29 protein-coding genes are annotated in these 25,898 nt (G+C 71.9%); 14 read left to right on the top strand and 15 right to left on the bottom strand.

All coding sequences use genetic code 11. The annotated features are described in order from the left end of the window. Nucleotides 1-18: 18 nt before the first annotated feature. The 7 genes from ACSBPG_RS06150 to ACSBPG_RS06120 all read right to left on the bottom strand — a co-directional run bounded on the left by ACSBPG_RS06150 (nt 19) and on the right by ACSBPG_RS06120 (nt 8,314). Nucleotides 19-1,695, bottom strand: a complete 1,677-nt coding sequence (locus tag ACSBPG_RS06150) for a methyl-accepting chemotaxis protein (RefSeq protein ID WP_435536247.1) — start codon at nt 1,693-1,695, stop codon at nt 19-21. 124 nt (nt 1,696-1,819) lie between these two features. After that, entirely contained in the window at nt 1,820-2,305 is a 486-nt protein-coding gene (locus tag ACSBPG_RS06145) for a HyaD/HybD family hydrogenase maturation endopeptidase (protein ID WP_435536246.1), read from the bottom strand. Between the two features lie 135 nt (nt 2,306-2,440). Further along, a complete protein-coding gene (locus tag ACSBPG_RS06140; protein ID WP_435536245.1) occupies nt 2,441-2,899 on the bottom strand; it encodes a hypothetical protein in 459 nt (152 codons plus the stop codon). A gap of 281 nt (nt 2,900-3,180) precedes the next feature. Continuing rightward, on the bottom strand, nt 3,181-4,887 hold the full coding sequence (locus tag ACSBPG_RS06135; RefSeq protein ID WP_435536244.1) for a nickel-dependent hydrogenase large subunit: 1,707 nt from the start codon (nt 4,885-4,887) through the stop codon (nt 3,181-3,183). 17 nt (nt 4,888-4,904) lie between these two features. Then, nucleotides 4,905-6,101: a Ni/Fe-hydrogenase cytochrome b subunit gene (gene hybB / locus ACSBPG_RS06130; RefSeq protein ID WP_435536243.1), complete on the bottom strand. Its 1,197-nt coding sequence runs from the start codon at nt 6,099-6,101 to the stop codon at nt 4,905-4,907. Between the two features lie 10 nt (nt 6,102-6,111). After that, a complete protein-coding gene (hybA, locus tag ACSBPG_RS06125) occupies nt 6,112-7,137 on the bottom strand; it encodes a hydrogenase 2 operon protein HybA (RefSeq protein WP_435536242.1) in 1,026 nt (341 codons plus the stop codon). Nucleotides 7,138-7,147: 10 nt separating this feature from the next. After that, nucleotides 7,148-8,314 carry a hydrogenase small subunit gene (locus tag ACSBPG_RS06120; protein ID WP_435536241.1) on the bottom strand — a complete coding sequence of 389 codons (1,167 nt, stop codon included), beginning with the start codon at nt 8,312-8,314 and terminating at the stop codon, nt 7,148-7,150. 432 nt (nt 8,315-8,746) lie between these two features. Between ACSBPG_RS06120 and ACSBPG_RS06115 the strand changes: the two genes are divergently transcribed. Next, nucleotides 8,747-9,064, top strand: a complete 318-nt coding sequence (locus ACSBPG_RS06115; RefSeq protein ID WP_435536240.1) for a hypothetical protein — start codon at nt 8,747-8,749, stop codon at nt 9,062-9,064. A gap of 10 nt (nt 9,065-9,074) precedes the next feature. On the opposite strand, the gene ACSBPG_RS06110 is transcribed toward ACSBPG_RS06115, so the two are convergent. Next, nucleotides 9,075-10,472, bottom strand: coding sequence for a PLP-dependent aminotransferase family protein (locus ACSBPG_RS06110; protein ID WP_435536239.1), 1,398 nt, complete (start codon nt 10,470-10,472; stop codon nt 9,075-9,077). A 247-nt stretch (nt 10,473-10,719) separates the two neighbouring features. Between ACSBPG_RS06110 and ACSBPG_RS06105 the strand changes: the two genes are divergently transcribed. The 5 genes from ACSBPG_RS06105 to ACSBPG_RS06085 are packed head-to-tail and all read left to right on the top strand — an operon-like array spanning nt 10,720 to nt 13,116. Further along, nucleotides 10,720-10,965, top strand: coding sequence for a DUF1127 domain-containing protein (locus ACSBPG_RS06105; protein ID WP_435536238.1), 246 nt, complete (start codon nt 10,720-10,722; stop codon nt 10,963-10,965). 4 nt (nt 10,966-10,969) lie between these two features. Next, on the top strand, nt 10,970-11,377 hold the full coding sequence (locus ACSBPG_RS06100) for a GNAT family N-acetyltransferase (RefSeq protein WP_435536237.1): 408 nt from the start codon (nt 10,970-10,972) through the stop codon (nt 11,375-11,377). Between the two features lie 8 nt (nt 11,378-11,385). Further along, a complete protein-coding gene (locus ACSBPG_RS06095; RefSeq protein WP_435536236.1) occupies nt 11,386-12,180 on the top strand; it encodes a PhzF family phenazine biosynthesis protein in 795 nt (264 codons plus the stop codon). Beyond that, nucleotides 12,173-12,658, top strand: a complete 486-nt coding sequence (locus ACSBPG_RS06090) for a GNAT family N-acetyltransferase (protein ID WP_435536235.1) — start codon at nt 12,173-12,175, stop codon at nt 12,656-12,658. The genes ACSBPG_RS06095 and ACSBPG_RS06090 overlap by 8 nt, the downstream gene beginning before the upstream one ends. Continuing rightward, nucleotides 12,655-13,116 (top strand): MaoC family dehydratase, encoded by a 462-nt coding sequence (locus ACSBPG_RS06085; protein WP_435536234.1) that lies wholly within the window; start codon nt 12,655-12,657, stop codon nt 13,114-13,116. The genes ACSBPG_RS06090 and ACSBPG_RS06085 overlap by 4 nt, the downstream gene beginning before the upstream one ends. 15 nt (nt 13,117-13,131) lie before the next feature. Here the strand turns inward: ACSBPG_RS06085 and ACSBPG_RS06080 are convergent, their stop codons facing one another. After that, nucleotides 13,132-13,407 (bottom strand): hypothetical protein, encoded by a 276-nt coding sequence (locus ACSBPG_RS06080; protein WP_435536233.1) that lies wholly within the window; start codon nt 13,405-13,407, stop codon nt 13,132-13,134. A gap of 335 nt (nt 13,408-13,742) precedes the next feature. On the opposite strand from ACSBPG_RS06080, the gene ACSBPG_RS06075 reads away from it, so the two are divergent. Continuing rightward, a complete protein-coding gene (locus ACSBPG_RS06075; RefSeq protein WP_435536232.1) occupies nt 13,743-15,497 on the top strand; it encodes a tetratricopeptide repeat protein in 1,755 nt (584 codons plus the stop codon). A gap of 13 nt (nt 15,498-15,510) precedes the next feature. On the opposite strand, the gene ACSBPG_RS06070 is transcribed toward ACSBPG_RS06075, so the two are convergent. Together ACSBPG_RS06070 and ACSBPG_RS06065 are read right to left on the bottom strand one after the other, a co-directional pair. Then, nucleotides 15,511-16,194, bottom strand: a complete 684-nt coding sequence (locus ACSBPG_RS06070; RefSeq protein ID WP_435536231.1) for a carbonic anhydrase — start codon at nt 16,192-16,194, stop codon at nt 15,511-15,513. 122 nt (nt 16,195-16,316) lie between these two features. Beyond that, nucleotides 16,317-16,889, bottom strand: coding sequence for a UbiX family flavin prenyltransferase (locus tag ACSBPG_RS06065; RefSeq protein ID WP_435536230.1), 573 nt, complete (start codon nt 16,887-16,889; stop codon nt 16,317-16,319). A gap of 137 nt (nt 16,890-17,026) precedes the next feature. Here ACSBPG_RS06065 and ACSBPG_RS06060 point away from each other — a divergent pair, with 137 nt between their 5' ends. Continuing rightward, the gene (locus tag ACSBPG_RS06060; RefSeq protein ID WP_435536229.1) at nt 17,027-17,194 is read left to right on the top strand and encodes a YdcH family protein; all 168 of its coding nucleotides are present in this window, start codon (nt 17,027-17,029) and stop codon (nt 17,192-17,194) included. Nucleotides 17,195-17,314: 120 nt separating this feature from the next. Here the strand turns inward: ACSBPG_RS06060 and ACSBPG_RS06055 are convergent, their stop codons facing one another. Further along, the gene (locus ACSBPG_RS06055) at nt 17,315-17,929 is read right to left on the bottom strand and encodes a DUF1013 domain-containing protein (RefSeq protein WP_435536228.1); all 615 of its coding nucleotides are present in this window, start codon (nt 17,927-17,929) and stop codon (nt 17,315-17,317) included. Between the two features lie 250 nt (nt 17,930-18,179). Between ACSBPG_RS06055 and ACSBPG_RS06050 the strand changes: the two genes are divergently transcribed. The 4 genes from ACSBPG_RS06050 (at nt 18,180) to ACSBPG_RS06035 (ending at nt 22,658) form a co-directional block, all read left to right on the top strand. Beyond that, nucleotides 18,180-19,172: a Bug family tripartite tricarboxylate transporter substrate binding protein gene (locus ACSBPG_RS06050; RefSeq protein ID WP_435536227.1), complete on the top strand. Its 993-nt coding sequence runs from the start codon at nt 18,180-18,182 to the stop codon at nt 19,170-19,172. Between the two features lie 10 nt (nt 19,173-19,182). Further along, nucleotides 19,183-19,662 (top strand): tripartite tricarboxylate transporter TctB family protein, encoded by a 480-nt coding sequence (locus ACSBPG_RS06045; RefSeq protein WP_435536226.1) that lies wholly within the window; start codon nt 19,183-19,185, stop codon nt 19,660-19,662. 22 nt (nt 19,663-19,684) lie between these two features. Beyond that, the gene (locus ACSBPG_RS06040) at nt 19,685-21,169 is read left to right on the top strand and encodes a tripartite tricarboxylate transporter permease (protein WP_435536225.1); all 1,485 of its coding nucleotides are present in this window, start codon (nt 19,685-19,687) and stop codon (nt 21,167-21,169) included. A 172-nt stretch (nt 21,170-21,341) separates the two neighbouring features. Continuing rightward, nucleotides 21,342-22,658: a S41 family peptidase gene (locus tag ACSBPG_RS06035; protein WP_435536224.1), complete on the top strand. Its 1,317-nt coding sequence runs from the start codon at nt 21,342-21,344 to the stop codon at nt 22,656-22,658. A gap of 58 nt (nt 22,659-22,716) precedes the next feature. Here the strand turns inward: ACSBPG_RS06035 and ACSBPG_RS06030 are convergent, their stop codons facing one another. Beyond that, nucleotides 22,717-23,724, bottom strand: coding sequence for an NAD(P)H-quinone oxidoreductase (locus tag ACSBPG_RS06030; RefSeq protein ID WP_435536223.1), 1,008 nt, complete (start codon nt 23,722-23,724; stop codon nt 22,717-22,719). Between the two features lie 87 nt (nt 23,725-23,811). Between ACSBPG_RS06030 and ACSBPG_RS06025 the strand changes: the two genes are divergently transcribed. Beyond that, nucleotides 23,812-23,994, top strand: coding sequence for a DUF1192 domain-containing protein (locus ACSBPG_RS06025; protein WP_435536222.1), 183 nt, complete (start codon nt 23,812-23,814; stop codon nt 23,992-23,994). A gap of 94 nt (nt 23,995-24,088) precedes the next feature. Next, complete coding sequence (locus tag ACSBPG_RS06020; RefSeq protein WP_435536221.1) at nt 24,089-24,511, top strand: glycine zipper 2TM domain-containing protein; 423 nt, start codon at nt 24,089-24,091, stop codon at nt 24,509-24,511. 91 nt (nt 24,512-24,602) lie between these two features. Here the strand turns inward: ACSBPG_RS06020 and ACSBPG_RS06015 are convergent, their stop codons facing one another. Both ACSBPG_RS06015 and ACSBPG_RS06010 read right to left on the bottom strand, forming a co-directional pair. Further along, complete coding sequence (locus ACSBPG_RS06015; protein WP_435536220.1) at nt 24,603-25,406, bottom strand: DUF2189 domain-containing protein; 804 nt, start codon at nt 25,404-25,406, stop codon at nt 24,603-24,605. Between the two features lie 159 nt (nt 25,407-25,565). Beyond that, nucleotides 25,566-25,748, bottom strand: a complete 183-nt coding sequence (locus tag ACSBPG_RS06010) for a DUF4169 family protein (RefSeq protein ID WP_435536219.1) — start codon at nt 25,746-25,748, stop codon at nt 25,566-25,568. Nucleotides 25,749-25,898 lie beyond the last annotated feature (150 nt).

The raw sequence follows: 25,898 nt of genomic DNA, 5'->3' as shown, positions 1-25,898 counted from the left end.
TCGCGCCGTGCCCCGCGGTCAAGCCCGACGCACCACCGACAGGAAGCTCGACACCTCGCGGCCGAGCTTCTGGGACTCGTCCATCAGCGTGCGCGCCGCGGCGAGCAGTTCGTCGGCGCTGGAGCCGGTTTCGCGCGCCTGGCGGTCGACGCCCTCGATGCTGCCGTTGACCGAGCGGGTGCCGGCCGACGCCTGCTGGACGTTGCGGGCGATCTCGGCGGTCGCGGCACCCTGCTGCTCCACCGCGGCGGCCACCGTCGTCGTGATCTCGCTGATGCGGCGGATGGTGTCGACGATGGTGGTGATGGCGCCGACCGCGCGCTGCGTCTCGCCCTGGATCGAGCCGACCTGGCTCTGGATGTCCTCGGTCGCCTTGGCGGTCTGGTTGGCGAGGTTCTTGACCTCCTGCGCCACCACGGCGAAGCCCTTGCCGGCCTCGCCGGCGCGCGCCGCCTCGATGGTGGCGTTGAGCGCCAGCAGGTTGGTCTGCGAGGCGATGTCGTTGATCAGGTTGACGACCTCGCCGATGCGGTTGGCCGCCTCGGCGAGGCCCTGGACGGTGGCGTTGGTGGTCTGCGCCTCGCCCACCGCGCGGTCGGCCACCTGGGTCGCCTCGCCGACGTGGCGGCTGATCTCGCCGATCGAGGCGGAGAGCTGCTCGGCCGCGGCCGCCACCGTCTCGACGTTCGTCGAGGCCTGCTGCGACGCGGCCGACACCGCGACGACCGCCGACTGGGTCTCCACGGCGCTGCGCGACAGCCGCTCGGCGTTGCCCTGCATGCGCGAGGCGGACGCCGAGACGGACTGGACGACGACGTCGATCTTGCCGGCGAACTCCTGGGTCGCCCGGTCGATCTCGCCGCGGCGGCGGGCCTGCTCGGCCTCGGCGTCGCGCTGGCGGCGCTCCGCCTCCTCCGCCTCGTGGAGCGACTGGCGGAAGCCGGCGACGGCGCGTGCCATCGCGCCGATCTCGTCGCCGCGCCCGGTGTCGTCGACGGACACCGTGAAGTCCTTGCGGGCGAGCGCCGTCATCACCTCGGCCAGCCGGTGCAGCGACCGCATCTGCCCCTTCACGTAGAGATAGGTGAGCGCGCACAGCAGGGCGCCGATGGCCAGCGACACCATGCCGATGCGCCACTCCAGCATCTCGATGAGGGCGTAGAAGGCGCCCGCCTCCATGCCGACGGCGATGGCGCCGACCGCCTTGCCGGAGGCGTCCTTGAGCGGTTCGTAGGACACGAGATAGTCGACGCCGAGCACCGGGTACTCGCCGAGGAAGCCTTCGCCGCGCGTGATCACCCGGGCGAAGATCTCCGCCGGCATCTTGGTGCCGACCGGGCGCGTGCCGTCGGCGTTGACCAGGGTGGTGGCGATGCGGGTGTCGCCGCGGAACATCGTTACCGTGACGCCGAGCGCCTGCTTGATCCGGTCGACGTGCGCGAAGGTGCCTTCCAGGGCCAGGTCGCCCACCGCCAGCTTGCCGTCGACCAGGCGGTAGGGGGCGCCGCCGGGGTTCAGCAGCTCCTTGGCGACGCGCATGTTCATGTCCTGGCGCGCGATCTCGTCGTTCTTCAACGCCACGGTCATGAAATAGATGGCGCTGACGACGATCGCGATGCAGCTGACGATTGTGCCGATAACGTTGAGCGCCACCAGTTTCTGCGTGAAACCCAGCCGGTTGAAGAGGCTTCCCATAGAGGTCTCCCGGTAGGATGGGCGCTGGCGGCAACGAGCGCCGCGCGCATCGGTAACAATGGTTCCGGGATTTTACGAAATGTTGCGCAGCATCGCAATCACATGTTGCGCCGCAATATAAATGTCAAACCGTCGATGCCGGGGACGGCGGTGCGCCGAGCTCCGTCAGCGCCGCCACCACCATGCCGACCAGCTCCGGCACCCTGGCGGCGACGGCGGCGGACAGATCGAGGCGCACCTCCATGCAGGCCGGCACGCAGCCGATCAGGACCAGCGTCTTGGGCGCCTGCCCCTGGAGGCGCAGCGTGGCGAGCAGGTCGGACAGGCCCAGCTGGTGGGGCGACAGCTTGCCCTTGAAGAAGGCGGGCACCTCGTCGCCGGTCAGGCGGACGAGGGTGGCCGGCGGTGCGCCGGTCCTGACGGCGTCGACGACGACCAGGGCGTCGTGGCTGGCGATGATGTCCAGCATGTCCATGCCGCAGGTGCCGCCGTCGACGACGCTGACCTGGCCGGGAACCGTCCAGTCCCTGGCGAACGCTTCGACGACGCGCACGCCGATCCCTTCGTCGGACATGAGGATGTTGCCGAGGCCGAGGACGAGGATGGACATGGGAACGGCTCCGCGGGAGGGCAGGGTAAGGACGCCACGTCCTTACCCCACCGCTCCCGCCGGAGCCGTGAACTGGATCAATCGCGCCGCAAAGACGTCACGTCCGGCGCAATCGTCGGGCGCGGGGGTGCGCCGTTACTGCCCGGTCGTCCGGCCGCCGGTGTTGCCGTTGCGCCAGGTGTTGTTGTTCTGGTCGCCCAGGCTGCCGCTCGAGCCGCCGCTGCCCATGCTGCCGCTGCCCATGCTGCCGCTCGAGCCGGCGCCGGCGCCGGAGTCCATGCCGGAGCCTGCGGCGCCGCCCGACCCGCGGGTGGAGGCGCTGTCGTCGTCGCGGTCGGTCGCGCCGCCCGTCGAGCCGGTGGCCGAACCGGAGTCCATGGTCGAGCCGGAGCCCATCGTCGAGCCGGAACCGCTGCCGCCGCTGCCCGAGCCCGTCGTCGAGCCGCCCGTGGAGTTGCCCATCGTCGATCCGGCGGCGCCCGATCCCGCGGTGCCGCCGCTCCCGGCCGAGCCGGTCTGGGCCATGGCGAGGGAGGCCGTGCCGAGGAGAACGGCCGCGGCGACGACGGAGGCCTTGAAGGTGCCGGTGGTCATTGGATTCGCTCCTGTTTTGTCCGCCGATGATGTCCGCCCGCCACGATGGTCCGCATCAAGGTCCGGCGGAGAGTCGGCATCACGTCAACTTCCAGGACGAAGCAATGGTTCCAGAACGATTTGCTGTTCTCGTAAGATGTATGCCCTCGGAACATGGAATAATTGTGACCATCGATTCATTTCAGCATTTTCACTCTCCACGCTGCCCGCGCCGGGATCGTCGTCGGGGAGCGCCGGGACCCTTGCGGCTCCCGGTGCTCCCCGATGACCGCGTGCAAGGATCAGGCGACCTTCACCTGATAGCTGTTGCGGTTCTCGGTGTCGGTCAGGTGCACGGCGCAGGCCAGGCATGGGTCGAAGGAGTGGACGTTGCGGATCACCTCGAGCGGCTTCTCCGGATCGGCGACGGGGGTGTCGAGCAGGGCGGCCTCGTAGGGACTGGGCTGTTCGTCCTCGTCGCGCGGGCCGGCGTTCCAGGTGGTCGGCACCACGGCCTGGTAGTTCCTGATCTTGCCGTCCTCGATCACCACCCAGTGGGAGAGGATGCCGCGCGGCGCCTCGTGGAAGCCGAAGCCGCGGATCTCGCCCTTGGGGAACACGGGCTTGTTGAAGGTGGCGAAGTCGCCCTTGCCGAGATTCTCCATCAGCAGCGTCCACTGGCGCCCCAGCTCCTCGTGGAGCACGGCGGCGCGCACCGCCCGGGCGGCGTGGCGGCCGATGGCGGAGTGCAGGATGTCCGGCCCCACCCTGGTGCCGAGATGGCCGCCGACCAGCTCCAGCGCGGCGTTGGTCCAGCGCACCGTCGGCTCGTGCCCGGCGGCGTACATGCACAGCACGTTGGCCAGCGGCCCGACCTGGGCGCGCTTGCCGTAGAAGGTGGGCGACTTGATCCACGAGTATTTGCCGTCGTCCTGCCAGTCCGTGTAGTGCGGGACCGTCTCGCCCTCGTAGGGGTGCAGGGCGCCCTTGCCGCCCTGGTACCAGGCGTGCTTCACGCTCTCCTTCACGCCCTTCTCGAAGTAGGGATCGCCGAAGCCCCGGATGGGATGGAAGCCGTTGGCCAGGTCGCCGCCCTCGATGAAGCCGCCGGGCAGTGCCATCCGGGTGCCGGTGGTGTCGAGCGGCATGTCGGGGCAGGTGAGATAGTTGACCACGCCGCGCCCGACCCGGGTCCAGTCGGCGTACATCGCGCCGATGGCGCAGACGTCGGGGATGTAGACCTTGGTGACGAAGTCGCCGACCTCGTCGATCTGCTGCTTGATGTAGTGCAGCTTCTCGAGCGTCAGGGTCGACTGGCTGTCGAAGTTGATGGGGTTGGCGACGCCGCCGACCGCCATGTTCTGGATGTGCGGCGTCTTGGAGCCGAGGATGGCGACCACCTTGTTGATGCGCCGCTGGAAGTCGATGGCCTGGAGGTAGTGGGTGGCGGCCATCAGGTTGACTTCCGGCGACAAGGTCATCGCCGGATGGCCCCAGTAGCCGGAGCCGAAGATGCCGAGCTGGCCGGAGCCGACGAACGCCGCCAGGCGCTTCTGCGCCTCGGCGAAGTCCGACACGCCGTTCATGTGCCAGTCCGACAGGGACTGCGCCAGCTTGGCGGTCGCCGCCGGGTCGGCCTTCAGCGACGAGACGATGTCGACGAAGTCGATGGCCGAGAGGTGGTAGAAGTGCACGATGTGGTCGTGCACGTTGTGGGCGCCCTGGATCAGGTTGCGGATGTACTGGGCGTTGACCGGCACCTCCAACTTGAGGGCGTTCTCCACGGCGCGCACCGAGGCGATGGCGTGCACCGTGGTGCAGACGCCGCAGATGCGCTGGGCGAACACCCAGGCGTCGCGCGGGTCCTTGCCCTGCAGGATGAGCTCGATGCCGCGCCACATCTGGCCGGACGCCCAGGCCTTGGTCACCTTGCCGCCGTCGACTTCGCAGTCCACCCGCAGATGGCCTTCGATGCGGGTGATCGGATCCACGACAATGCGCTGAGCCACGGTTCGGTCCTCCTGTTTCAGCCGTGCTGAGCGTCGACGGCGTGCATGACGGGAAGCGTCTTGACGAACACGAGGTAGAGCACGACCTCGAGCGCGAAGACGCCGACGGTGACGAGAATCTCGGAGAGCGAGGGGAAGTAGCTCCACGGCCCCACCGCCTGGCTGAAGCCGACGAGGTAGACGTTGAGCCGGTAGACGATGCCGCCGGCCAGCAGCATCGACGATGAGACGAACAGGGTGCGCGACCGGGTGCGGTTGCGCGGCGGCACCAGCAGGGCCAGGCCGCCGACGAGCAGCGCCGTCTCCACCCAGAACATCACCACGCCCCGGGCGCCGAGCAGGGCGGCGAACTGCCCGCGCACGGCGAAGTCGACGAGGCGCAGCGCGACGAAGGCGACGCCGACCGCCAGCATCAGCCGGGCCAGCTTCGCCAGCAGCGGGGTCTCCATCGGCCGCCGGAAGCCCAGCGACGACAGCACCGCCTCCCAGACGACGATGGCGAAGCCCATCAGGACCGCGGTCATCAGGAAGAAGACCGGCAGCATCTGCGTCTGCCACAGCGGCGACAGCTTGTGGCCGACGATGACCATCATGGTGCCGAGCGAGGACTGGTGCATGGTCGGCAGCAGCACGCCCAGCGCCACGAACAGGAACAGCACCCGGGAGAGCCGGCGGCGGGCGCCCTCGAGGCCGAAGCGCTCCAGCACCGCCGGCGCGAACTCCACCGCCAGCACGACGCAGTAGGTGGCGACGCACAGGCCCACCTCGAGCATCACCGAGTTGGGCTGCGCGTACCACGGCAGCATCATGTGGTAGAAGTTCCAGTAGCGGCCGAGGTCGATCAGCACCGCCGCGCCGGCCAGCCCGTAGCCGAACAGGCTGGCGAGGATGGCCGGCCGGACCATCGGGTGGTACTCGCCCCGGTTCAGGATGTAGGCCAGCAGCGCCATCACGTAGCCGGCGCAGCCGAAGGCCGAGCCGATGACGACGTCGACCGCCACCCAGATGCCCCAGGGATAGCCGTCGGACAGATTGGTGACGGCGCCCAGGCCATTGGCGTAGCGGTCCGCCAGGATGATGGCGGCGATGCCGACGAAGACCAGCGCCACCAGGAAGGGCAGGGTCAGGATGGGCCCGCCGACCGGCCGGTGGGCGTGGACCGACCCGCCACCACCGGCGGCGCGGGGTGCGGATGCGGAAACGTGTGCGGTCATGTCGCTCCCCTCACTCCTCGTGATGGTCCTTGGCGTGGCGATGGGCGAGGAAGGCGAGCCCGGCGAACACCGCCGCGGGGCCGACCATGCCGGCGTAGAGGGTGTGCTGGATGCCTTCCGACAGGGTGGGATAGCCGTAGTCCGGCACGCCGGCCGGCAGGTTGAAGCGGTCGAAGGGCACCGCCGACACCGCAAGGCACTGGGTGCCGCCCAGCTCCGTCTCGCCGTACACCGCGGGCTGGTAGGCGACGCGGACGGTCGCCTCGTGGCCGTCGCGCGCCCCGCCGACCGTGCCGCGGATGTCGCCGCGCGGGTAATGGGTGCGCCCGCCCGCCGGCAGGGCGGTGCGCCGCTTGGCCTCGGCCAGGAGGTCGGCGGTCGGGCCGAACAGGGTGGCGCCGGTCGGGCACACGTCGGCGCAGGCCGGGAGCAGGTTCTCGGCCAGCCGGTGCTTGCAGAGCTGGCACTTCCTGATCTCGCCGAAGGCCGCGTTGTAGTCGTACTTCGGCACGCCGAACGGGCAGGACAGCACGCAGTAGCGGCAGCCGATGCAGGCGTCGGGATCGTGGCTGACGATGCCCGAGACCGGGTCCTTGGTCATCGCCGACACCGGGCAGACCGACACGCAGGACGGGTCCGTGCAGTGCAGGCACTGCCGCTTGATGAAGGCGTAGCCGTCGGTCGCGCGGTCCTTCTCGGCCATCGTGCCGTCGGTGTAGGCCTTGATGACGTTGAGGGTCTTGGCCGACAGATCGACCGGGGTGTCCCACTGGCCGGCGTCGTTCCACGCCGCCTGCTCCGGGCCGACGTCCGGCGGCATGTGGTTGGCCTGCTTGCAGGCGGTCACGCAGGCCTTGCAGCCGATGCACAGGGTGCTGTCGTAGAGCAGGCCGACCGCCTCGGGCGCGCGCGGCTTGGGCGGGCGCTGCAGGGCGGCGGCCTCCGGCGCGCCGGAGGCGGCGGCGCAGGCGGCCGCCGCGGCGGCGGCTCCGCCCTTCGCCGCCCGGCGCAGGAATGAGCGTCGCGTCACGGACATGGGCCCCTCCTCACGCGCCGGGGGTGGCGGAATCGTCGCGCCGGTCCTGCCGGCCGAGCCGGCTGGCGATCACCGCGCCGGCGCCGATCGCCGCGCCGGTGATGCCGGCCACCGCGGCGACGGCGCCCGGGCTGGCGCCGGTCCCCTTGGCGGCGGCGACGTCGGGGTAGTGGTTGGGCGGGGCCACCGACTTCAGGGTCGCCAGCTCGTGGATCGACTTGGTGAAGCCCACACCCTCTTCGGTGCAGCCGAAGCAGGGGTGGCCGGTGCCCACCGGCCAGGTGCCCTGGCCGACGTCGTTGAAGCCGACCGCCGGACAGTTGGCGTAGGTCTCCGGCCCCTTGCAGCCCAGCTTGAACAGGCAGTAGCCCTGGCGGTGGCCGTAATCGCCGAACTCCATGGCGAAGCGGCCGGCGTCGAAATGGGGGCGGCGTTCGCAGTTCTCGTGGATCAGCCGGCCGTAGGCGAACTTCGGCCGGCCCTTGTCGTCGAGCGCCGGCAGGGTGCCGAAGGCGACGAAGTGCAGGACGGTGGAGAGGAAGTTGTAGGGGTTGGGCGGACAGCCGGGGATGGTGACGATGGGCTTGTCGGTGATGACCTCGCCCAACCCCACCGCGCCGGTCGGGTTGACCCCGGTGGACGGCCAGCCGCCCCACGACGCGCAGGAGCCCATGGTGAGGATGGCGGCGGCCCCGGCGGCGCACTCCTTCACCTGCTCCAGATAGGTCTTGCCGGCGACCTTGCAGTAGACGCCGTTGTCCTTCAGCGGCACGGCGCCGTCGGTGACCATGACGTACTTGCCCCAGTTCTCCCGCATCGCCGCCGTCTTCCAGGTCTCGGCCTGATGGCCGCACCCGGCGTTGAGCGTTTCGCAGTATTCCAGGGAGATCTGGCTGAGGATCAGCGTCTCCAGGCTGGGGTGGCTGGTGCGCAGCAGGGTCTCGACGCAGCCGGTGCAGGCCTGGCCCGACAGCCAGATCACCGCCGGCCGGTTGGCCGAGGCCGCGGCGGCGTTGGCGATCCGCACGCCGAGCGCCGGCGACAGGCCGAGGGCGGCGGCGACGCCGGTGCAGTACTGGAGAAAGTCGCGGCGCTTCAGCCCGCCGAGCGCCCCTTCGTAGCTGTCGAGATCGCCGATGGGCTGCTCGGCATTGAGTTCCACGTGACCGTCGGGCATTGCTCCCCCCTTACCCAGGCGATGGACGCAAAGTGCCCCCTCCGCCGCGGCCGGTGGCCGACGGCGGTCATATCCATATTATTCTTATGGACAAAAAGCCGCACTTCGCGTGCGGTCAATAGCAGCAGCCGGAGCCTTGCCGCGGCATTGATCTGCATCAATCCGCCGCAGGCGGCGGAAACGATGCTTCCGCAGGCCAAACGGCTGCGCGACGGCGGGCCGGGCGGCGCGGATCCTCGTGTCGGCGGGCGTGGACGGGGCAACCCGAACGGGCAGGGCGGAGCCTGCTCCGGCGGGCTGTGACGGCGTGTCGCAGGTGCGGCGTCGTGATCCGCCGCCCCGGCGGATTTTCGGCGCGCAGGGCGTGGAATAGATTCGCCGTCGCGGTGTTTGTCGGCGGTGCAGCATCCACTCCGGTTCCTGGCCACCGCCATGTCCACCGCAACGAACGTCCACGCTCCGCTTACCGGCCGTCTCCTTCGCGTCGCCGTGCCGGCGGCTCTTTCCCTGGTTGTGTCGGCCTGCAATCTCGATGGAAGCGAGGTTGCGACGGGGGATACCGGCTACACCGGGCCGACCATACGCTACGCCGAAGCCGACCATCCCGCCTGGGGCGATCCCCGCTGGAGCATGCAGTACGCCTACAACGGCCGCTGCGACGATCCGCGCTACCGCACCTCCAACGGCGGCCTGGCGGAACCCGGCACCGACGAGGCCGACTGCGGGAAGTTCGGCGACGGCCTGCGGTAGGACGTCCCCGTCAGACGATCGACAGCGCCGCGGCGGCCGGGTCGGCGAGGGCATCCGCCACCGCCGTCAGGCCGCGCGCCGCGTCCTCGCGGTGCCGCGGCATGCACAGGCCGATCCGCACGGCGTGCGGCGCGCCGTTGCGGCCGACCGCGAAGGTGTCGGCGCCGGTCAGCGCGACGCCGCGCCGCCGGGCCTCGGCGAGGAAGTCGTCCTGCCGCCAGGGCTCGGGCAGCAGCAGCCACAGGTGCTGTGCCGCCGGGTGCCCGCACAGCAGGCGCGCCGGCAGCATGGCGCGGGCCATCGCCTGGCGTGCGGTGCTCTCCGCCCGCTGCCGGTCGGCGAAGCGGTCGGCGTGGCCGTCGACGATCCAGCGCGTGGCGACCTCGGCCGCCAGCGGCGGCGCGCAGTACTGCAACGAGCGGACCGCCGACTCCAGGCGGGGCATCAGCGACGGCGGCGCCACCAGATAGCCGACGCGCAGGCCCGACGACACGCTCTTGGACAGACTCGTCATGTAGATCGTGATGTCCGGCGCGATGCTGTGGATCGGCTCGGCGTCGGGCACCAGGAAGCCGAACACGTCGTCCTCGACGATGATCAGCCCGTGGCGCCGGGCCACGGCGACGATCTCCTCGCGGCGCCCCTGCGACATCACCGAGGCCGTCGGATTCTGCAGCGTCGGCACGAGGTAGAGGAACTTGGGCGCCAGCCGCCGGCAGGCGGCGTCGAGCGCGTCCGGCAGCAGGCCGTCGTCGTCGAGCGCGACCGGCTCCAGGTGCAGGCCGTGGGTGGCCGCCAGCGCCTTGGTGCCGTAGTTGGTCAGGCGCTCGGCCAGCACCACGTCGCCGGTCCGGGTGAACGCGGCGAAGACGACGGCCAGCGCGTTCTGCGCGCCGGTGGTGATGAGGATCGATTCCGGGGGGGCCGCCGTCTGGTGCTGGCGCGCCAGCCATTGCGCCGCCGCCGCCCGGTGGGGCGGCAGCCCGGCGTGGGGCACGTAATGGAGGAGTGCGGTCAGCGCGTCGCCCGAGGCGCCCATGGCGGTCAGGGTCGCGGCGAACACCGCGGCGCCGTCCGGCTGGTGCGGCGTGATCGCCGTCATGTCGACGGTCGAAGGCTCGCTGTGCGGATGCCAGGCCAAGGGATCGGGCTTGGCCGGCGGCTTGGGATCGAGCACGAAGGTGCCGCGCCCGACCTCGCCGCCGAGCAGGCCGCGCCGCTCCGCCTCGGCGTAGGCGCGGGTGATCGTGCCGACGGTGACCCCCAGCCGATAGGCGAGGTCGCGGTGGGTGGGCAGGCGTGCGCCCGGAGGGAGGCGGCCCGCCGTCACGTCCTCGGCGAGCGCGTCGGCGATGGCGCGGTAGCGCGGCCCGGGCCGCGCGGCGATGTCGGGTTCCCAGCTTGTCATGGTGACAATATGCACAATCCGGCGGCCGATGCGCAAGTCGCACGATATTGTCCCTATTCCGCTCAACAGGGCCGCTACCCTCCTATGCGGCACGAACATGGCGGAAAGTATGGGTGTTGCTCCCAAGAAACATCCGCTATCGGAAATGTAACGGTGACAATGTAGCGATTGACGGCGGGAATTGTATCGCCATACTCCCGATTGTCTCGATCGCGTTGAGACGGTTGCGCTGACGATGGAGGTTCCCATGCGCACAAACGAAGCGGCCCGCACGACCGGTACGTCCCCGTCGCTCTTTCCGGCCACCGTTCGTGTCCTCGGCGCCGTCGTCACCCGTCCCCTGCTGTGGGCGCTCGACGCGTTCCTGGCGGCCAACGAGCGGTGGCGGCAGCGCCAAGCGCTGCTGCGGCTCGACGACCATCTGCTGAAGGACATCGGCATCACCCGGGCCGATGCCGAGGGCGAGGCCGACAAGTCCTTCTGGCGGGGCTGAGGCGATGACGGACGTCGTCTACGCCGTCGAGCCCGATCTCGCGGCCGACGCCTTCATCGACGTGCTGGAACGCTCCGGGCTGGCGGAACGCCGGCCCGTGGCGGACCGCCCGCGGATCGAGGCGATGCTGCGCGGCGCCGGGCTGATCGTCACCGCGCGGGCCGACGGCGTCCTGGTGGGGGTGGCGCGCTCGGTCACCGACTTCGCCTACTGCTGCTACCTGTCGGACCTGGCGGTCGACCGCGCCTTCCAGGGGCGCGGCATCGGCCGCGAACTGATGCGGCGCACCCGCGCCGCGGTCGGCCCGGGCGTGAGCTGCCTGCTGCTGTCCGCCCCGCGCGCGGTCACCTTCTACGAGGCGGCCGGCCTGCCCCGCCATCCCAACTGCTTCCACTTCACCGAAATGCCGTGAGGGCCTCCATGCGCCTGCCGATCTATCAGGTCGACGCCTTCGCCGACCGGGTGTTCGCCGGCAATCCGGCGGCGGTCGTGCCACTGGAGGGCTGGCTGCCCGACGAGCGCCTCGCCGCCATCGCCGGCGAGAACAACCTGTCGGAGACGGCCTTCTTCGTCCCCGCCGGCGACGCCTACGAGCTGCGCTGGTTCACCCCCGCCGTGGAGGTGGACCTGTGCGGCCACGCCACGCTGGCCAGCGCCTTCGTCATCGACCGGGTGCTGGGGCGGGGCGGCGCCGGGCCGCTGTCCTTCCGCACCCGCAAGGCGGGAACGCTGACGGTCGCCCGCGACGGCGACCGCTACGTGCTGGACTTCCCGAGCCGCCCGCCCGAGCCGGCGGCCGACCCGCACCCGGAGCTGCTGCCGGCGCTCGGCGGGCCGGCGCCGCGGGCGGTGCTGGCGGCGCGCGATTACCTCGTCGTCTACGACGACGCCGACGCCGTGCGGTCGCTGCGCCCCGACCTGGGCCGGCTGGCCGGCGTCGACCGCTTCGCCGTCTGCGTCACCGCGCCCGGCGACGGCGGCGTCGATTTCGTGTCGCGCTTCTTCGCGCCGGGCCGCGGCGTGCCGGAGGACCCGGTGACCGGCTCCGCCCATTGCATGCTCATTCCCTATTGGGCGGGACGGCTCGGCCGGGCGCGGCTGGAGGCGCGCCAGGTGTCGGCGCGCGGCGGCGCGCTCGCTTGCGAACTGGCGGGCGACCGGGTGAAGATCGGCGGCAGCGCCGTTCTCTACCTCGAAGGACACATTCTTGTCTGATCTCGCCATCGCACCGGCGGCCGGCCCCGGCGACCTCGACCACGTCCGGGCGCTGTTCCTGGAGTATGCCGGCTCCCTCGGCTTCTCCCTGTGCTTCCAGGGGTTCGAGGAGGAGCTCGCGGGGCTGCCGGGGAGGTACGCGCCGCCGGGCGGAGCGCTCCTGCTGGCCCGCGCCGGCGAGGCGGTGGCCGGCGGGGTCGGCCTGCGGCCGCTGGGCGACGGCGTGTGCGAGATGAAGCGGCTCTACGTGCGCCCGGACTTCCGCGGCACCGGGGCCGGGCGGCGGCTGGCCGAAGCGGTCGTCGCCGAGGGGCAGCGCCTCGGCTACCGGGCGATGCGGCTGGACACGCTCACCTCGATGGGGGCGGCGAACGCCCTTTACCGGCGCCTCGGCTTCGTGGAGATTGCGCCCTACTACGACAACCCGCTCCCGGGCGCGGTCTACTACGAACGGAAGCTTGGCGAGGAGACGCCATGAACGGGCGCCATTACGAGGATTTCGCGGTCGGTGACGTGATCGACACCGGCGGAGTCACGCTGACCGAATCGCAGATCATGGACTTCGCGCTGCTCTACGATCCGCAGCCGTTCCACATCGACACGATCGCCGCGGCGCAGGGGCCGTTCGGCGGCCTCGTCGCCAGCGGCTTCCAGACCCTGGCGCTGACCTTCCGCCTGTTCCTCGCCACCGGCACCCTGGCCGGCACCAGCCTGGGCGGCGGGGCCGCCGACGAGCTGCGCTGGCTGCGCCCGGTCCGTCCCGGCGACACCCTGCGGGTGCGCGTCGAGGTCGTCGCCATGCGCCCGTCCCGCCGCGGCGACCGCGGCATCGTCCGCTGCGCCTACACCACCTCCAACCAGCACGGCGAGCCGGTGCTGACGGTGAGCATCGACCAGATCGTGGCGCGCCGCGCGCCGGAGACGCTCGCCGTCTGAGCCGGCCGGACCCGCTCAGTGCTCGGCGACGCGGCGCTTTCCCAGCTCGATCGGCGCGACGTAGGCTTCCGCCACCAGCACCGCCTTGCCGACGTAGAAGACGGTGCAGCGCTTGCCGCCGAGGCGGGTCAGGGCCGCCTGCCAGGTGTCGCCCGACGGCGTCAGGATGCGCAGGGACAGACGGTCGATGTCGGGGAACAGCGTGTGCCCCTCAATTTCGGATTGCAGCGACTTGGGGGAGAAGACGCTCTGCGGCAGGGTCAGGGTCGCCGCGTCCACCACCAGGGTCACGTCCTGTTGCCAGGGGCAGCCGTTTCCGCCGCCGCCGCCGCCGCCCGCGGCAAACGACGGAGTCGGCGCGCAGATCGCCACAGCCACAGCGACGGCACCCGCCCGGGCCAGAGCCGGCAGTGCACCAAAGAAACCCTTCCTGCGCAGCATCGAAACCTTGAACATTGAATAAAATTACTTCCCTTTTCGGCCGTCCTGTTGAACAATAGTTGACATTGAGGCGCCGTGCAATGCGGCCGGAACGCCGGCGATGCATGGCGGACTCGCAATCGAGGTGGGCAGCGCGTCCGCGACGGTCCGGGCGGTGCCCGCGAGCCTTGCCGTCCGCGGTGTCCATGGCGACCCTTTCCGAGGCCCTGCTGGCCGCCTACGATCACCACCAGGCCGGACGGGCGGCCGAGGCGGCGACGCTCTGCGCGCGGATTCTCGACGCCGTTCCCGACCAGCCCGACGCCGCCCATCTGCTGGGGGTCCTGTACGCGCAGACCGGGCGGCCGGATCGCGCGGCCGCGGCGATCGCCCGGGCGATCGCCTGCCGGCCCGACGCCGCGAGCTTCCATTCCAACCTGGGGAACGTGCGGCGCAGCCTGGACGACACCGCCGGGGCGGCGGCCGCCTACGGGCGGGCGCTATGCCTCGAGCCGGACCTGGCCGACGCCCACGCCAACCGGGCCGGGGCGCTGCGGGCGCTCGGCCGGCCGGCCGAGGCCGCGGCGGCGGCGCGGCGCGCGTTGGTCCTGGTGCCGGACCATGGCGAGGCGATGATCCACCTCGCCGACGCCCATCTCGCGCTCGGCAGCCCCGCGGCGGCGGAGCCGCCGGCCCGCCGCGCCGCCGCCCTGCGGCCGGCGCTGGGGACGGCGGCCATGGCGCTCGCCAACGTGCTGGCGGCGCGCGGCCGCTGGGCGGAGGCCGAGGCGGCCTACCGCGCCGCGCTGCGCCGCGACCCCGGGCTCGCCGAAGCGCAGGAGAACCTCGGCGCCCTGCTCGCCAAGCTGGGCCGCGGCGCCGAGGCGCTGGCCGCGCTCGACGCGGTGCCGCGGCTGCGCCCCGGCCGGACGCCCTGGTCGACGCGCGGCAACGCGCTGCTGGCCCTGGGCGACCCGCGGCCGGCGGCGGCCTGCTTCGCCCGCGCCCTGGAGGAGCGGCCGGCCGACGCCGGCCTGCATTGGAACCGCGCCTTCGCCTGCCTGCTGGCCGGCGACTACGCCGAGGGCTGGGCCGAGTTCGAGTGGCGGCGCGCCGACGACCGCGCCCAGCCGCCGTGGCGCCGGTTCGCCCAGCCGACCTGGCGCGGCGGCGACGTGGCGGGACGGCGGCTGTTCCTGTACGCCGAGCAGGGTCTCGGCGACACGCTGCAGTTCGTCCGCTACGTGCCGCTGGCGGCGGCGCGCGGCGCGCGCGTGGTGCTGGAGGTGCCGCGGCCGCTGCTCGGCCTGCTCGGCGGCCTGCCGGGCGTGGAGCGGCTGATCGCCCGCGGCGATCCGCTTCCCGACTGCGACCTGGAATGCCCGCTGATGAGCCTGCCGCGGGCCTTCGGCACGACCCTGGAGACGGTGCCCGCCGCGGTCCCCTACCTGCGCGCCGACCCGGAGCGGGCGGCGCGCTGGCGCGAGCGTCTGCGCGGCACCGGACCGGCCGTCGGGCTGGTGTGGGCGGGGAACCCGAGCTTTCCCGGCGACCGCCTGCGCTCGCCGGGGCTGCGGGCGCTGCGGCCGCTGCTGGACGTTCCCGGCGTGCGCGTCTTCGGCCTGCAGGTCGGGGCGGGGAGGGCGGAGCTGGCCGGGACGGCGCTGCCGTCGTCCTTCGTCGATCTCGGCGGCGACCTGCACGACTTCGCCGACACCGCGGCGGTCATGGCCGGCCTCGACCTGGTGATCTCGTCCTGCACCGCGCCGGCCCATCTCGCCGGGGCCCTCGGCGTGCCGCTGTGGGTGGTGCTTCCCTACGCCCCGGACTGGCGCTGGCTGCTCGGCCGCGACGACAGCCCCTGGTACCCGACGGCGCGCCTGTTCCGCCAGGACGCGGTCGGCGACTGGAGCGGCGTCGCCGGCCGGCTCGCCGGTGCCTTGGCGTCGCTGGTGGGCTGACGCCGCCGCAGCCTCATTCGACGACGCGCTCGAACCTCTTGGTTGCCTGGTCGATGGCCCAGAGGTCGCCCGATTCCAGGTCGAACCACCAGCCGTGGACCTGCAGGGTGCCGGCCTCGACCCGCTCGCGGATCCACGGGAAGGTCATCAGGTTCTCGACCGATCCCCGCACCGCCGCCCGCTCCGCCAGGCCGGGCCGGGCGACCAGGGTCTGGATGGAGGCATCGGCGCCGTCGCCGTCGATCGCCACCTCGCCGACGAAGCGGTCGCAGGCCTCGCTGGCGAGGTTGACCCAGGGGGCCACGAAATCGCCGCCCACGGTCTCGCCCGAGCGGATGCGGATCAACCCGGCGATGCCGCCGCACTGGGCGTGGCCCAGCACCAGGATGGTGCCGACCTGCAGCACGGTGACGGCGTATTCGATGGCGGCCGAGGTGCCGTGGTAGGAGCCGTCGGGCTGGTACGGCGGCACCAGGTTGGCGACGTTGCGCACCACGAACAGCTCGCCGGGCTCCGCCATGGTCAGCAGGGCGGGATCGACGCGGCTGTCGGAACAGCCGATCAGCAGCACGTCGGGGTGCTGCCCGTGCTCCACCAGATCGCGCATGCTCTCGGGATTGCGCTCGTACCAGCGCGCCCGGAAGCCTTTCACGCCGGCCAGCAGCCGCCGGATCGCCGGATTCCTCTCGGTCGTCATCGTCTCGTCCCACTCCTCAATACACCGGCACGACGTCGCCGCCACGCGGATCGATCGGCCGAAGGCCGCCCGTCGCCGGGGCGGAGCGCCGGCCGTGCGGGCGGAACGATCGGTGCGCTGGTTTAGTGCGGTTCCCCCCATCGGCGCAACCGGCCGCTGTCGAGCCCGAACAGATCCAGCACGCGGCCGACCGCGTGGTCGACGAGGTCGTCGACGCTCCGCGGCTTGGCGTAGAAGGCGGGGACGGGAGGGGCGACGATCGCGCCCATCTCCGCGAGTTGGCTCATCGTCCGCAGATGGCCGAGGTGGAGCGGCGTCTCGCGCACCATCAGAACCAGCGGCCGGCGCTCCTTCAGCGCGACGTCGGCGGCACGGGTCAGCAGGCTCGAGGTGACGCCGCTGGCGATCTCGCCCATCGACCGCACCGAGCAGGGCGCCACCACCATGCCCATGGTGCGGAAGCTGCCGCTGGCGATCGCCGCGCCGATGTCGGCGGCGGGGTAGGAGACGTCGGCGAGGGCCCGCACGTCGGCGACCTTCAGGTCGGTCTCGTGGGCCAGCGTGACCTCCGCGGCGCGGCTCATCACCAGATGGGACTCGACGGCGAGCGAGCGCAACGTCTCCAGCAGCCGAACCCCGAGGATCACCCCCGAGGCCCCGCTGATACCGACGACGAGGCGGGGCGGTGCGGACATGGCGGAAGATGTAGCGCGCGCCCCTCCTTTCGTCCAGTGCGTCCCCTGTTCCCTTGCATCGCCACCATCATGGCAACAAACTGTCTATGCCGCCGTCATATCGGAAACCGTATGACCGCCACCGGAGGAGGGAGACCATGGCCTGCGAGGACCGGATCGAATCCCTGCGCATGAGGCACCGGGCGCTGGAGCTGGAGCTCAAGCGCGAGTCCCTGCGGCCGCATCCGGACGACGCCATCCTGGCCAAGATCAAGAAGCAGAAGCTCCGCCTGAAGGACGAGATCACCCGTCTCGCCCGCGCCTGAGGCCGACGCCCGGCGCGGCGCGAAAAACGGCGCGCCCCGGGGACACGCCGTTCCGTCTTGTGTCGGCCGGAGGGAGTCCGGAAGCGGCGGCCCGTCAGGACCGTGCGGGATGGCCGTCCGTCAGGACTGCGCCGGATAGCCGTAGGAGGATTCGCCCTCGTCCTCGCCCTCGTCGTACTGGCTCTCCACGGCGCTGTCCTGGCCCTCCACCGGCACGCGGCGGACGGTCTGGGCCAGCGCCTCCTCCAGCTCGCGCTGGGTGCACAGGCCGAGCAGGACCGGGTTGCGCGGCTTGATGTTGGGGGCGTTCCAATGGCTGCGGTCGCGCACCGCCGAGATGGTCGGCTTGGTGGTGCCGATGAGGCGGCTGAGCTGGGCGTCCGACAGCTCCGGGTGGTGCTTGAGCAGCCAGGCGATGGCGTCGGGCTTGTCGCCGCGCTTGGTGATCGGCGTGTAGCGCGGTCCCTTGGAGCGCGCCGCCGGCTGCGGCAGGTCCGGGACCAGCAGCTTGAGCTTGGCGTTCGGGTCGGCCTCGCAGCGCTCGATCTCGCTCTTGGTGAGCTGGCCGTTGGCGATCGGGTCCAGCCCGACCATGCCCACCGCGACCTCGCCGTCGGCGATCGCCTGGACCTCCAGCGAATGCAGGCCGCAGAACGCCGCGATCTGCTCGAACGACAGGGATGTGTTCTCCACCAGCCAGACGGCGGTCGCTTTCGGCATCAAGGGCAGTGCCATCGTCCCTCCTGACAAACTCGCGGAACCGGGGCCGGCCGCCCCTGCGGCAGCGGTCACCGGTCCATTCCTCCGACGTCCCGGACGTTCCCCACCATATAGGTGCGGCGCCGGCGGTTGTAAGCGCAACGGACGGCCTTCGCCGGATTGCCGGCGCCCGTTCCTCTGCTACACTCCCACACACGCCGTCCCCGGCTCGCGGCCCCCGCCGCAAACGAGAACATAAAATCCGAAGCATGATTGGGAGGTTGAGATGCGCATACCCTACCTGCGGACGCCGTTCAAGCCTTTCCTCGCGCTCTGCGCGGCCGTCTCGCTGGGCGCCGCGGCGGTGGCGGGCGGACCGGCGGCGGCCCAGCCGAGGGATCTGAAGATCATCGCCCCGGCCGCGCCGGGCGGCGGCTGGGACCAGACGGCGCGCTCCATGCAGGAGGCCCTGCAGGCGGCGGGCCAGGCCCGCGACGTGCAGGTCGTCAACATCCCCGGAGCCGGCGGCACCGTCGGCCTGGCCCAGCTGGTCAGCGGCTTCAAGGGCAACGCCAGCACCCTGATGGTGAGCGGGCTGGTGATGGTCGGTGCCATCCAGACCAACAAGTCGCCGGTGACCCTGGAGCAGGTCACGCCGATCGCCCGCCTGACCGGCGAGTACGAGGCGATCGTCGTGCCCGCGAACTCGCCCATCCGGTCGCTCGAGGACCTGGTGAAGGCGTTCAAGGAGAATCCCGGGTCCGTCTCCTGGGGCGGCGGCTCCGCCGGCGGCACCGACCACATCCTGGTCGGCCTGCTGGCCAAGCAGGTCGGCGTCGATCCCAAGGCCGTCAACTACATTCCCTTCTCCGGCGGCGGCGAGGCGCTGGCGGCGATCCTCGGCGGCCACGTCACCGCCGGCGTCTCCGGCTGGGGCGAGTTCGAGGGGCAGGTCAAGGCCGGCAAGCTGCGCGCCCTGGCGCTCTCGGCGCCCGATCCGGTGGAGGGCATCGACGTGCCGACCATGAAGCAGCAGGGCGTCGACCTCGACCTCGTCAACTGGCGCGGCGTCATCGCCCCGCCCGGCATCGACGACGGCCAGAAGCAGGCGCTCGCCGGCACCGTCGCCGCCATGGTCGAGAGCCCGGCGTGGAAGGACATCCTGGCCAAGCGCAACTGGATGAACCTCTACCAGACCCCCGACCAGTTCGCCGCCTTCCTCAAGGTCGACCGGGCGCGCGTGGAAAGCGTGCTGCACGACATCGGCCTCGTCCAGTAGGCCGCGGCCCATGGCGGTGCGGGCTGCCGCACGCTCGGGCCGGACCCTGTTCGGCCTGGGCGTGGCGGCCCTCGGCGTGGGCGTGGGGTGGGACACGGCGACCCTGCCGTCTCCGCCGTCCTACGCCCACGTGGGGCCGAAGCTCTTTCCCTACATCGTGGCGGCGCACCTCGTCGCCGTCGGCCTGGCGCTGGTGGTCCAGGCGCAGACCCGTGAACGCCACGCCCCGCCGCTGGTCCGCGGGCCGCTCGACGTGAAGGCGCTGGCGCTGGTCAGCGGCGGCCTGGTGGTGCAGATGCTGCTGCTGGAGCCGCTCGGCTTCTGGCTCGCCTCGGCCCTCCTGTTCGCCGTGGTCGCCCGCGCCTTCGGCAGCCGGCGCCCGCTGTGGGACGCCGCGCTGGGGCTGGCGCTCGGCCTCGCCGCCCAGGTCGCCTTCGTCCGCGGCCTCGGCCTGACCCTGCCGGCGGGCCCCCTCGCCGGCGTCCTGTGAGCCGCGAGAGGACCCCGCCGCCATGGACACGATGTCCGCGCTGCTCCACGGCTTCGCCGTGGCGCTGACCCCGCTCAACCTGTTCTGGGCGTTCGTCGGGGTGACCCTGGGGACGCTGGTGGGCGTGCTGCCCGGCATCGGGCCGGCGCTGACGGTGGCGCTGCTGCTGCCGGTCACCTTCCAGCTCGATCCCACCGCCGCCTTCATCATGTTCGCCGGGATCTATTACGGCGGCATGTACGGCGGCTCGACGACGGCCATCCTGCTGAACACGCCGGGGGAGTCGGCCAGCATCATCACCGCGCTGGACGGCCACGCCATGGCGCGGGCCGGGCGCGGCGCCTCGGCCCTGGCCACCGCGGCCATCGGCTCCTTCGTCGCCGGCACGCTCGCCACCGTCGGCCTGACCCTGACGGCGCCCTTCATGGTCGAGGTGGCGCTGGCCTTCGGCCCGGCCGAGTACTTCGCGCTGATGGTGCTGGCCTTCACCACGGTGACGGCGGTGCTCGGCGCCTCGGTGCTGCGCGGCCTGGCGGCGCTGTTCGTCGGCCTGGCGCTCGGCCTCGTCGGCATCGACCTGCAGAGCGGGCAGGCGCGCCTCACCCTGGGCCTGCCGGAACTGCTGGACGGCATCGACGTGGTGGTGGTGGCGGTCGGCCTGTTCGCGGTGGGCGAGACGCTGTTCGTCGCGTCGCGCCACCGCTGGGACCGCGAGGAGATCCTGCCGGTGCGCGGCAGCGTCTGGATGACCGCCGAGGAATGGCGGCGCTCCTGGAAGCCGTGGCTGCGCGGCGCCTTCCTCGGGTTCCCCTTCGGCACGCTGCCGGCGGGCGGGGCGGAGATCCCGACCATGCTGAGCTACGCCCTGGAGAAGCGCCTGTCGCGCCACCGCGAGCAGTTCGGCAAGGGCGCCATCGAGGGCGTCGCCGGCCCCGAGGCGGCCAACAACGCCGCCGCCGCCGGGGTGCTGGTGCCGCTGCTGTCGCTCGGCCTGCCGACCTCGTCGACGGCGGCGATCCTGCTGGCGGCCTTCCAGATGTACGGGCTGCAGCCGGGGCCGCTGCTGTTCACCGGCAGCGCCGACCTGGTGTGGGGGCTGATCGCCAGCCTCTACATCGGCAACGTCATGCTGCTCGTGCTCAACCTGCCGCTGGCCGGGCTGTGGGTGCGGGTGCTGGCGGTGCCGCGCCCCTGGCTCTACGCCGGCATCCTGGTGTTCGCGACGCTCGGCACCTACACCCTCAACAACTCCGTCGTCGATCTGGTGATCCTCTATCTCATCGGCGTGCTGGGCTTCGCCATGCGCCTCTACGACGTGCCGGTCGCCCCGGTGATCATCGGCCTGATCCTCGGGCCGCTGGCCGAGCAGCAGTTCCGCCGCACGCTGGCGATCAGCCAGGGCGACTGGACCGTCTTCTTCACCCACCCGCTGTCGCTGACGCTGCTGGCGCTCTCGGTGCTGGCGCTGTTCGGGCCCGGGTTGTGGCGCCTCGTCCGGGGGCGGTGAGGGCTTCATCGCGGCCGCCGGGACCGGCCTTTCGTCATCGGCCTTTCGCCATACGGCCAAGCTATAGTTAACGAGCAATTAACGAATAACGGCCATTCTGAATGGGTCGGGGGACAAACGATGCGCCCCCCGCGCGTCGAATGCCACGCTCCATCGCCGGGAGAGAGCCGCCGTGAAAGTGCCCTTCGCCACCTCCACCACCGCCGCCGTCGTCGCCCTGTGCGCCTTCCTCGCGCTGCCGCCGTCGTCCTTCGCCGAACCGGCGGGCCAGGACGGTACGGGCGATCCGTCGATGGCGGTCGCCTGGGCGGGGGACCAGGACCGGGCGGAGAAGGAGGCGGTCGATCTCTTCCTCAAGGCGTTGCGGCGCATCCGCTCCAGCTACGTCGAGCCCATTTCCGACCGCGAGCTGGCCGAGATCGCGGTCGGCGCCATGGCGGGTCGCGACCGCTATTCCAAGTACATGAACGCGGCCGACTATCAGGAGATGCAGCAGTCGACCCGCGGCGTCTTCGCCGGCATCGGCGTGCGCTACGTGCCGGCGGACGAGCACTACCGCATCATCGAGGTGATGGGCGACTCGCCGGCCGAGCACGCCGGCCTGCGCGAGGGCGACGTCATCCTCGCCGTCGACCGCCAGCCCGTGGCGGCCCAGGACCAGGCCTCGGTGAACCGGATGATCCGCGGCGACGACGGCACGCCGGTGACGCTGACGGTGCTGCGCGGCCAGGGCGGCAACCCGCTGGACGTTTCCATCGTGCGCGGCAAGGTGGTGGTGCCGTCGGTCAAGCACACCGCCCTGGGTGAGATCGGCTACATCCGCATCGGCCGCTTCGACCGCCAGACCTATCCCGGCGTCAGCACCGCCATCCGGGACCTGCGCGCGCAGATCGGGCCGGCCCTGCGCGGCTACGTGATCGACCTGCGCAACAATCCCGGCGGCCTGGTGCGCGCCAGCGTCGACGTCGCCGACGCCTTCCTGGAGGGTGGCGTCGTCCTCACCTCCCGCGGCCGCGACCGCGGCGCCAACCGCAGCTACTCCGCCACGCCGGGCGACGAGACCGGTGGCCGGCCCCTGGTGATCCTGGTCAACGAGCGTTCGGCCTCGGCTTCCGAGATCTTGACCGGCGCGCTGAAGGACCACCACCGCGCCACCGTGCTGGGCACCAAGACCTTCGGCAAGGGCATCATCCAGAGCGTCATTCCCCTGAAGGAAGGCAGCGCCATCAAGCTCACCACGGCGAAGTACTTCACGCCGGCGGGAACCTCGATCCACGGCGTCGGCATCCAGCCCGACGAGCAGGTCGGGGTCGGTGTCGAGATCGACCTGGACTGGCAGGACAAGCCCAACCCGGCCGCCGACCAGGTGCTGGCGCGCGCCCTCTCGGTTCTCAACAAGCGGAGCGGCCTGCCGGCCACCACCACGGCCGGCGCCCCCGACGTCCAGGCTCCGGTCGTCACCGCCCACGACATGGGCAGCGCCGGCTGATCCGGCCGCACGCACGCACGGCCCGCCCCCGCCCGCCGGCGGGGGCGGGCCGTCGCCGTTACGGACCGACGGTCAGCACGATCTTGCCGATGTGGGAGCTCGACTCCATCAGCCGGTGCGCTTCGCCCGCCTGCTCCAGCGGAAAGGTGGCGTGGACCATCGGCTTCATGCGGCCGGCCTCGATCAGCGGCCACACCTCGGCCCGCACGGCGCGGGCGATGCGGCCCTTCTCCTCCACCGGCCGGGCGCGCAGGGTCGAGCCGGTGAGCGTCAGGCGCTTGGTCATCACGGGGAACATGTTCAGCGTGACCTTGGCGCCCTGCAGGAAGGCGATCGAGACGTGGCGGCCGTCGACCGCCATCGCCTCGACGTCGCGGGCGATGTAGTCGCCGCCGACCATGTCGAGCACCACGTCCACCCCTTTGCCGCCGGTGGCCTCCTTGAGCACGGCGACGAAGTCCTCGGTCTTGTAGTCGATGGCGCGCTCGGCCCCCAGCTCCTCGCACGCCCGGCACTTGTCCGGCGAGCCGGCGGTGGCGAAGACCCGCGCCCCGAATGCCTTGGCGAGCTGGATCGCCGTCGTGCCGATGCCGCTGGAGCCGCCGTGCACCAGGAAGGTCTCGCCCGGCTTGAGGGCGCCGCGTTCGAACACGTTGGTCCACACGGTGAAGACCGTCTCGGGCAGGGCCGCCGCCTCGACGGCGGACAGGCCCTTGGGGCGGGGCAGCGCCTGGACGGCGGGGACGACGCAGTACTGGGCGTAACCGCCGCCGGCGACCAGGGCGCAGACCTCGTCGGTGGCGGCCCACCCGGTGACGCCCTCGCCGAGGGCGACGACGCGGCCGGCGATCTCCAGCCCCGGCAGGTCGGAGGTGCCGGGCGGCGGGTCGTAGCGACCCATGCGCTGCAGCACGTCCGGGCGGTTGACGCCGGCGGCGGCCACCTCGACGAGGATCTCGCCGGGGCCGGGCACCGGGGCGGGGCGCCGCGCCGGGCGCAGCACCTCCGGGCCACCGGGGCCGGCGATTTCGATGCAGTTCATGCTCTCGGGCAAGGCGATGCCCATGGGGTCCCCCCTTCTCTGTCGGTTCGGCACAGGGTAGAACTCGTGCCCACGGCCTGACAAGGCGAGCCGCCACCGGAGGACGACGCCATGAACCCGGACGACCTCGAGCCGCGCAAGCAGAAGCCGGCGCCCAAGGACCTCACGGTCCTGTCGGTGGCCGAGCTGAACGACTACATCGCGGAGCTGGAGGGCGAGATCGCCCGCGCCCGTGCCGCCATCGACGCCAAGCAGTCCCACAAGAACGCCGCCGAGGCGCTGTTCAAGCGGTAGGCCGCGCCGGGGCACCCCCTTTGCGTCCCGCCGGACCGGGAATAAGGCGCGGGCCGCACCGTTCCCTCCGGTGACAGCGATCGGGAGGGCGAGGATGAGGCGTGCGACGGCGCTGGCCGGAGCGATGATGGCGGCGTGCCTGCTGGCCGGTCCCGCCGCCGCCGATCCCGGCCGGCATGGCCGGGGGCATGGTTACGGCACCGAGGTCGTCGGCGACGGACCGGTGTACGCCGACGGCGGCGCCGACGTCTTCTTCGCCCCCATGCCGAGCGCGCCGGCCGCCGCACCGGCCGGGCCCGGCTTGGCCTGCAACCGCGACGTCGTGGGGGCGCTGCTGGGCGGCGCCGCCGGCGGCCTGATCGGCAACCGGTTCGGCGACGGCGCCGGCCGCACCATGGCGACCATCGGCGGCGCGGTGCTGGGCGCCCTCGCCGGCGGCTCGCTCGGGCGGTCCATCGACGGGGCCGACCAGGCCTGCGTCGGGCGGGCGATCCGGCGCGGCGCGCCGATGCGGTGAGCCGCGCCGGGCGCGTCGAGAGGGCGATCCGTCGGACGAATCCCGCTGCGCGGCGGCGCGCCTCCGCCTTCCGGGAGCCGTGGCCGGCGGCTCAGCGCCGCTCGACCACGTCGCGGTAGCAGTGCCAGGAGGCGTGGCCGATCAGCGGGAAGGCGAGCACCAGGCCGACGAAGCCGGTGGCGATGCCGGCCGCGGTGAAGAGGGCGATCAGCGCCGCCCACGTGGCCATGCCGCGCCAATGGTCGCGGACCACCCGCACGCTGGTCGCCATGGCGGTGAAGACGTCGGTGTCGCGGTCGAGCAGCATCGGCAGGGACACGACGCTGATGGCGAACACGCCGGCGGCGATGACCCCGCCCACCGCCGTGCCGGTCAGCAGGAAGGGCACCGTCTCGGCGGAGAAGAAGATGCGGTCGACCAGCATGTCGAGGGCCGGCGGATCGGCGGCGAAGAAGATCGCGAACACCAGGAAGGCGGTGCGGATCCAGGCCAGCAGCGCCAGCATCAGCACCAGCCCGATGGCGGCGAGCTGCGGGGCGTTGCGGGTGTAGGCGCCGAGCACCGCCGCCAGGTTCGGACGCTCGCCCCGCTCGATCAGCCGGCTCGATTCGTAGAGGCCGACCGCCAGCAGCGGGCCCACCAGCATGAAGCCGGCGGCGAGCGGCAGGACGAGATAGTGCATCTCGGTGGCCGACAGGCCGAACAGGAGGAGGAAGCTGGACACCACGGCGAGCAGGCCGTACGCGAGGCTGACCGTCGGCGCCGCGCAGATGTCGCGCCAGCCCGCCGCCAGCCAGCGCCACGGGCGGTCCGTGCCGATGGGGCGGGTCCGCGGGTGCCGTCCGGTGCCTGTGGGTTGGGCGGGATGGTGGTGGTGCGTCGTGACGTCGACCATGGTGACGGCTCTCCCTCGTCGGTGGCCCCCCTTCGCTGACGTCAATGTACCAAAAAGTCGCACCGTCCGCCAGATTGTGCGTGTGGCGGACCGTTCGTTGTCCGGACGTCGCCCCCGGCTTCGCCGGCCGGATCCCGCCGGGACCGTCCCGCCGCGCCGTCAGGCCGGATCGTCGCGCTTCTTGGCATCGAGGGCGCGGTCGGCGCGCTCGCGCTCCTTGCGCTGGGCGGCGGTCTCCGCCTTGGGACGGCCGAACCGGACGCGGTTCTCAGCCGCCTCCTTCTCCCGCTGCGCCCGCGCCTGACTCTTGCGGTAACGGTTCAGGTTGACGATCTCGCCCATAGCGATTCCTCCGGCCGGCCGCGGTCGATGCCACACGAAAAGAACGGCGGCGTGCCGCGGGAATGCCCGATTTGCGTGTTCTTTCCACGTCCGTTAGCTTAGCGGATACGCGTACGGGCGAGAAGCGCCCCCGTGGCCGCCCCGGCGGAG

Source organism: Azospirillum sp. ST 5-10, from assembly GCF_051225715.1.
Taxonomy (GTDB): Bacteria; Pseudomonadota; Alphaproteobacteria; order Azospirillales; family Azospirillaceae; genus Azospirillum.
This window is presented reverse-complemented; position numbering and strand designations above follow the sequence as displayed.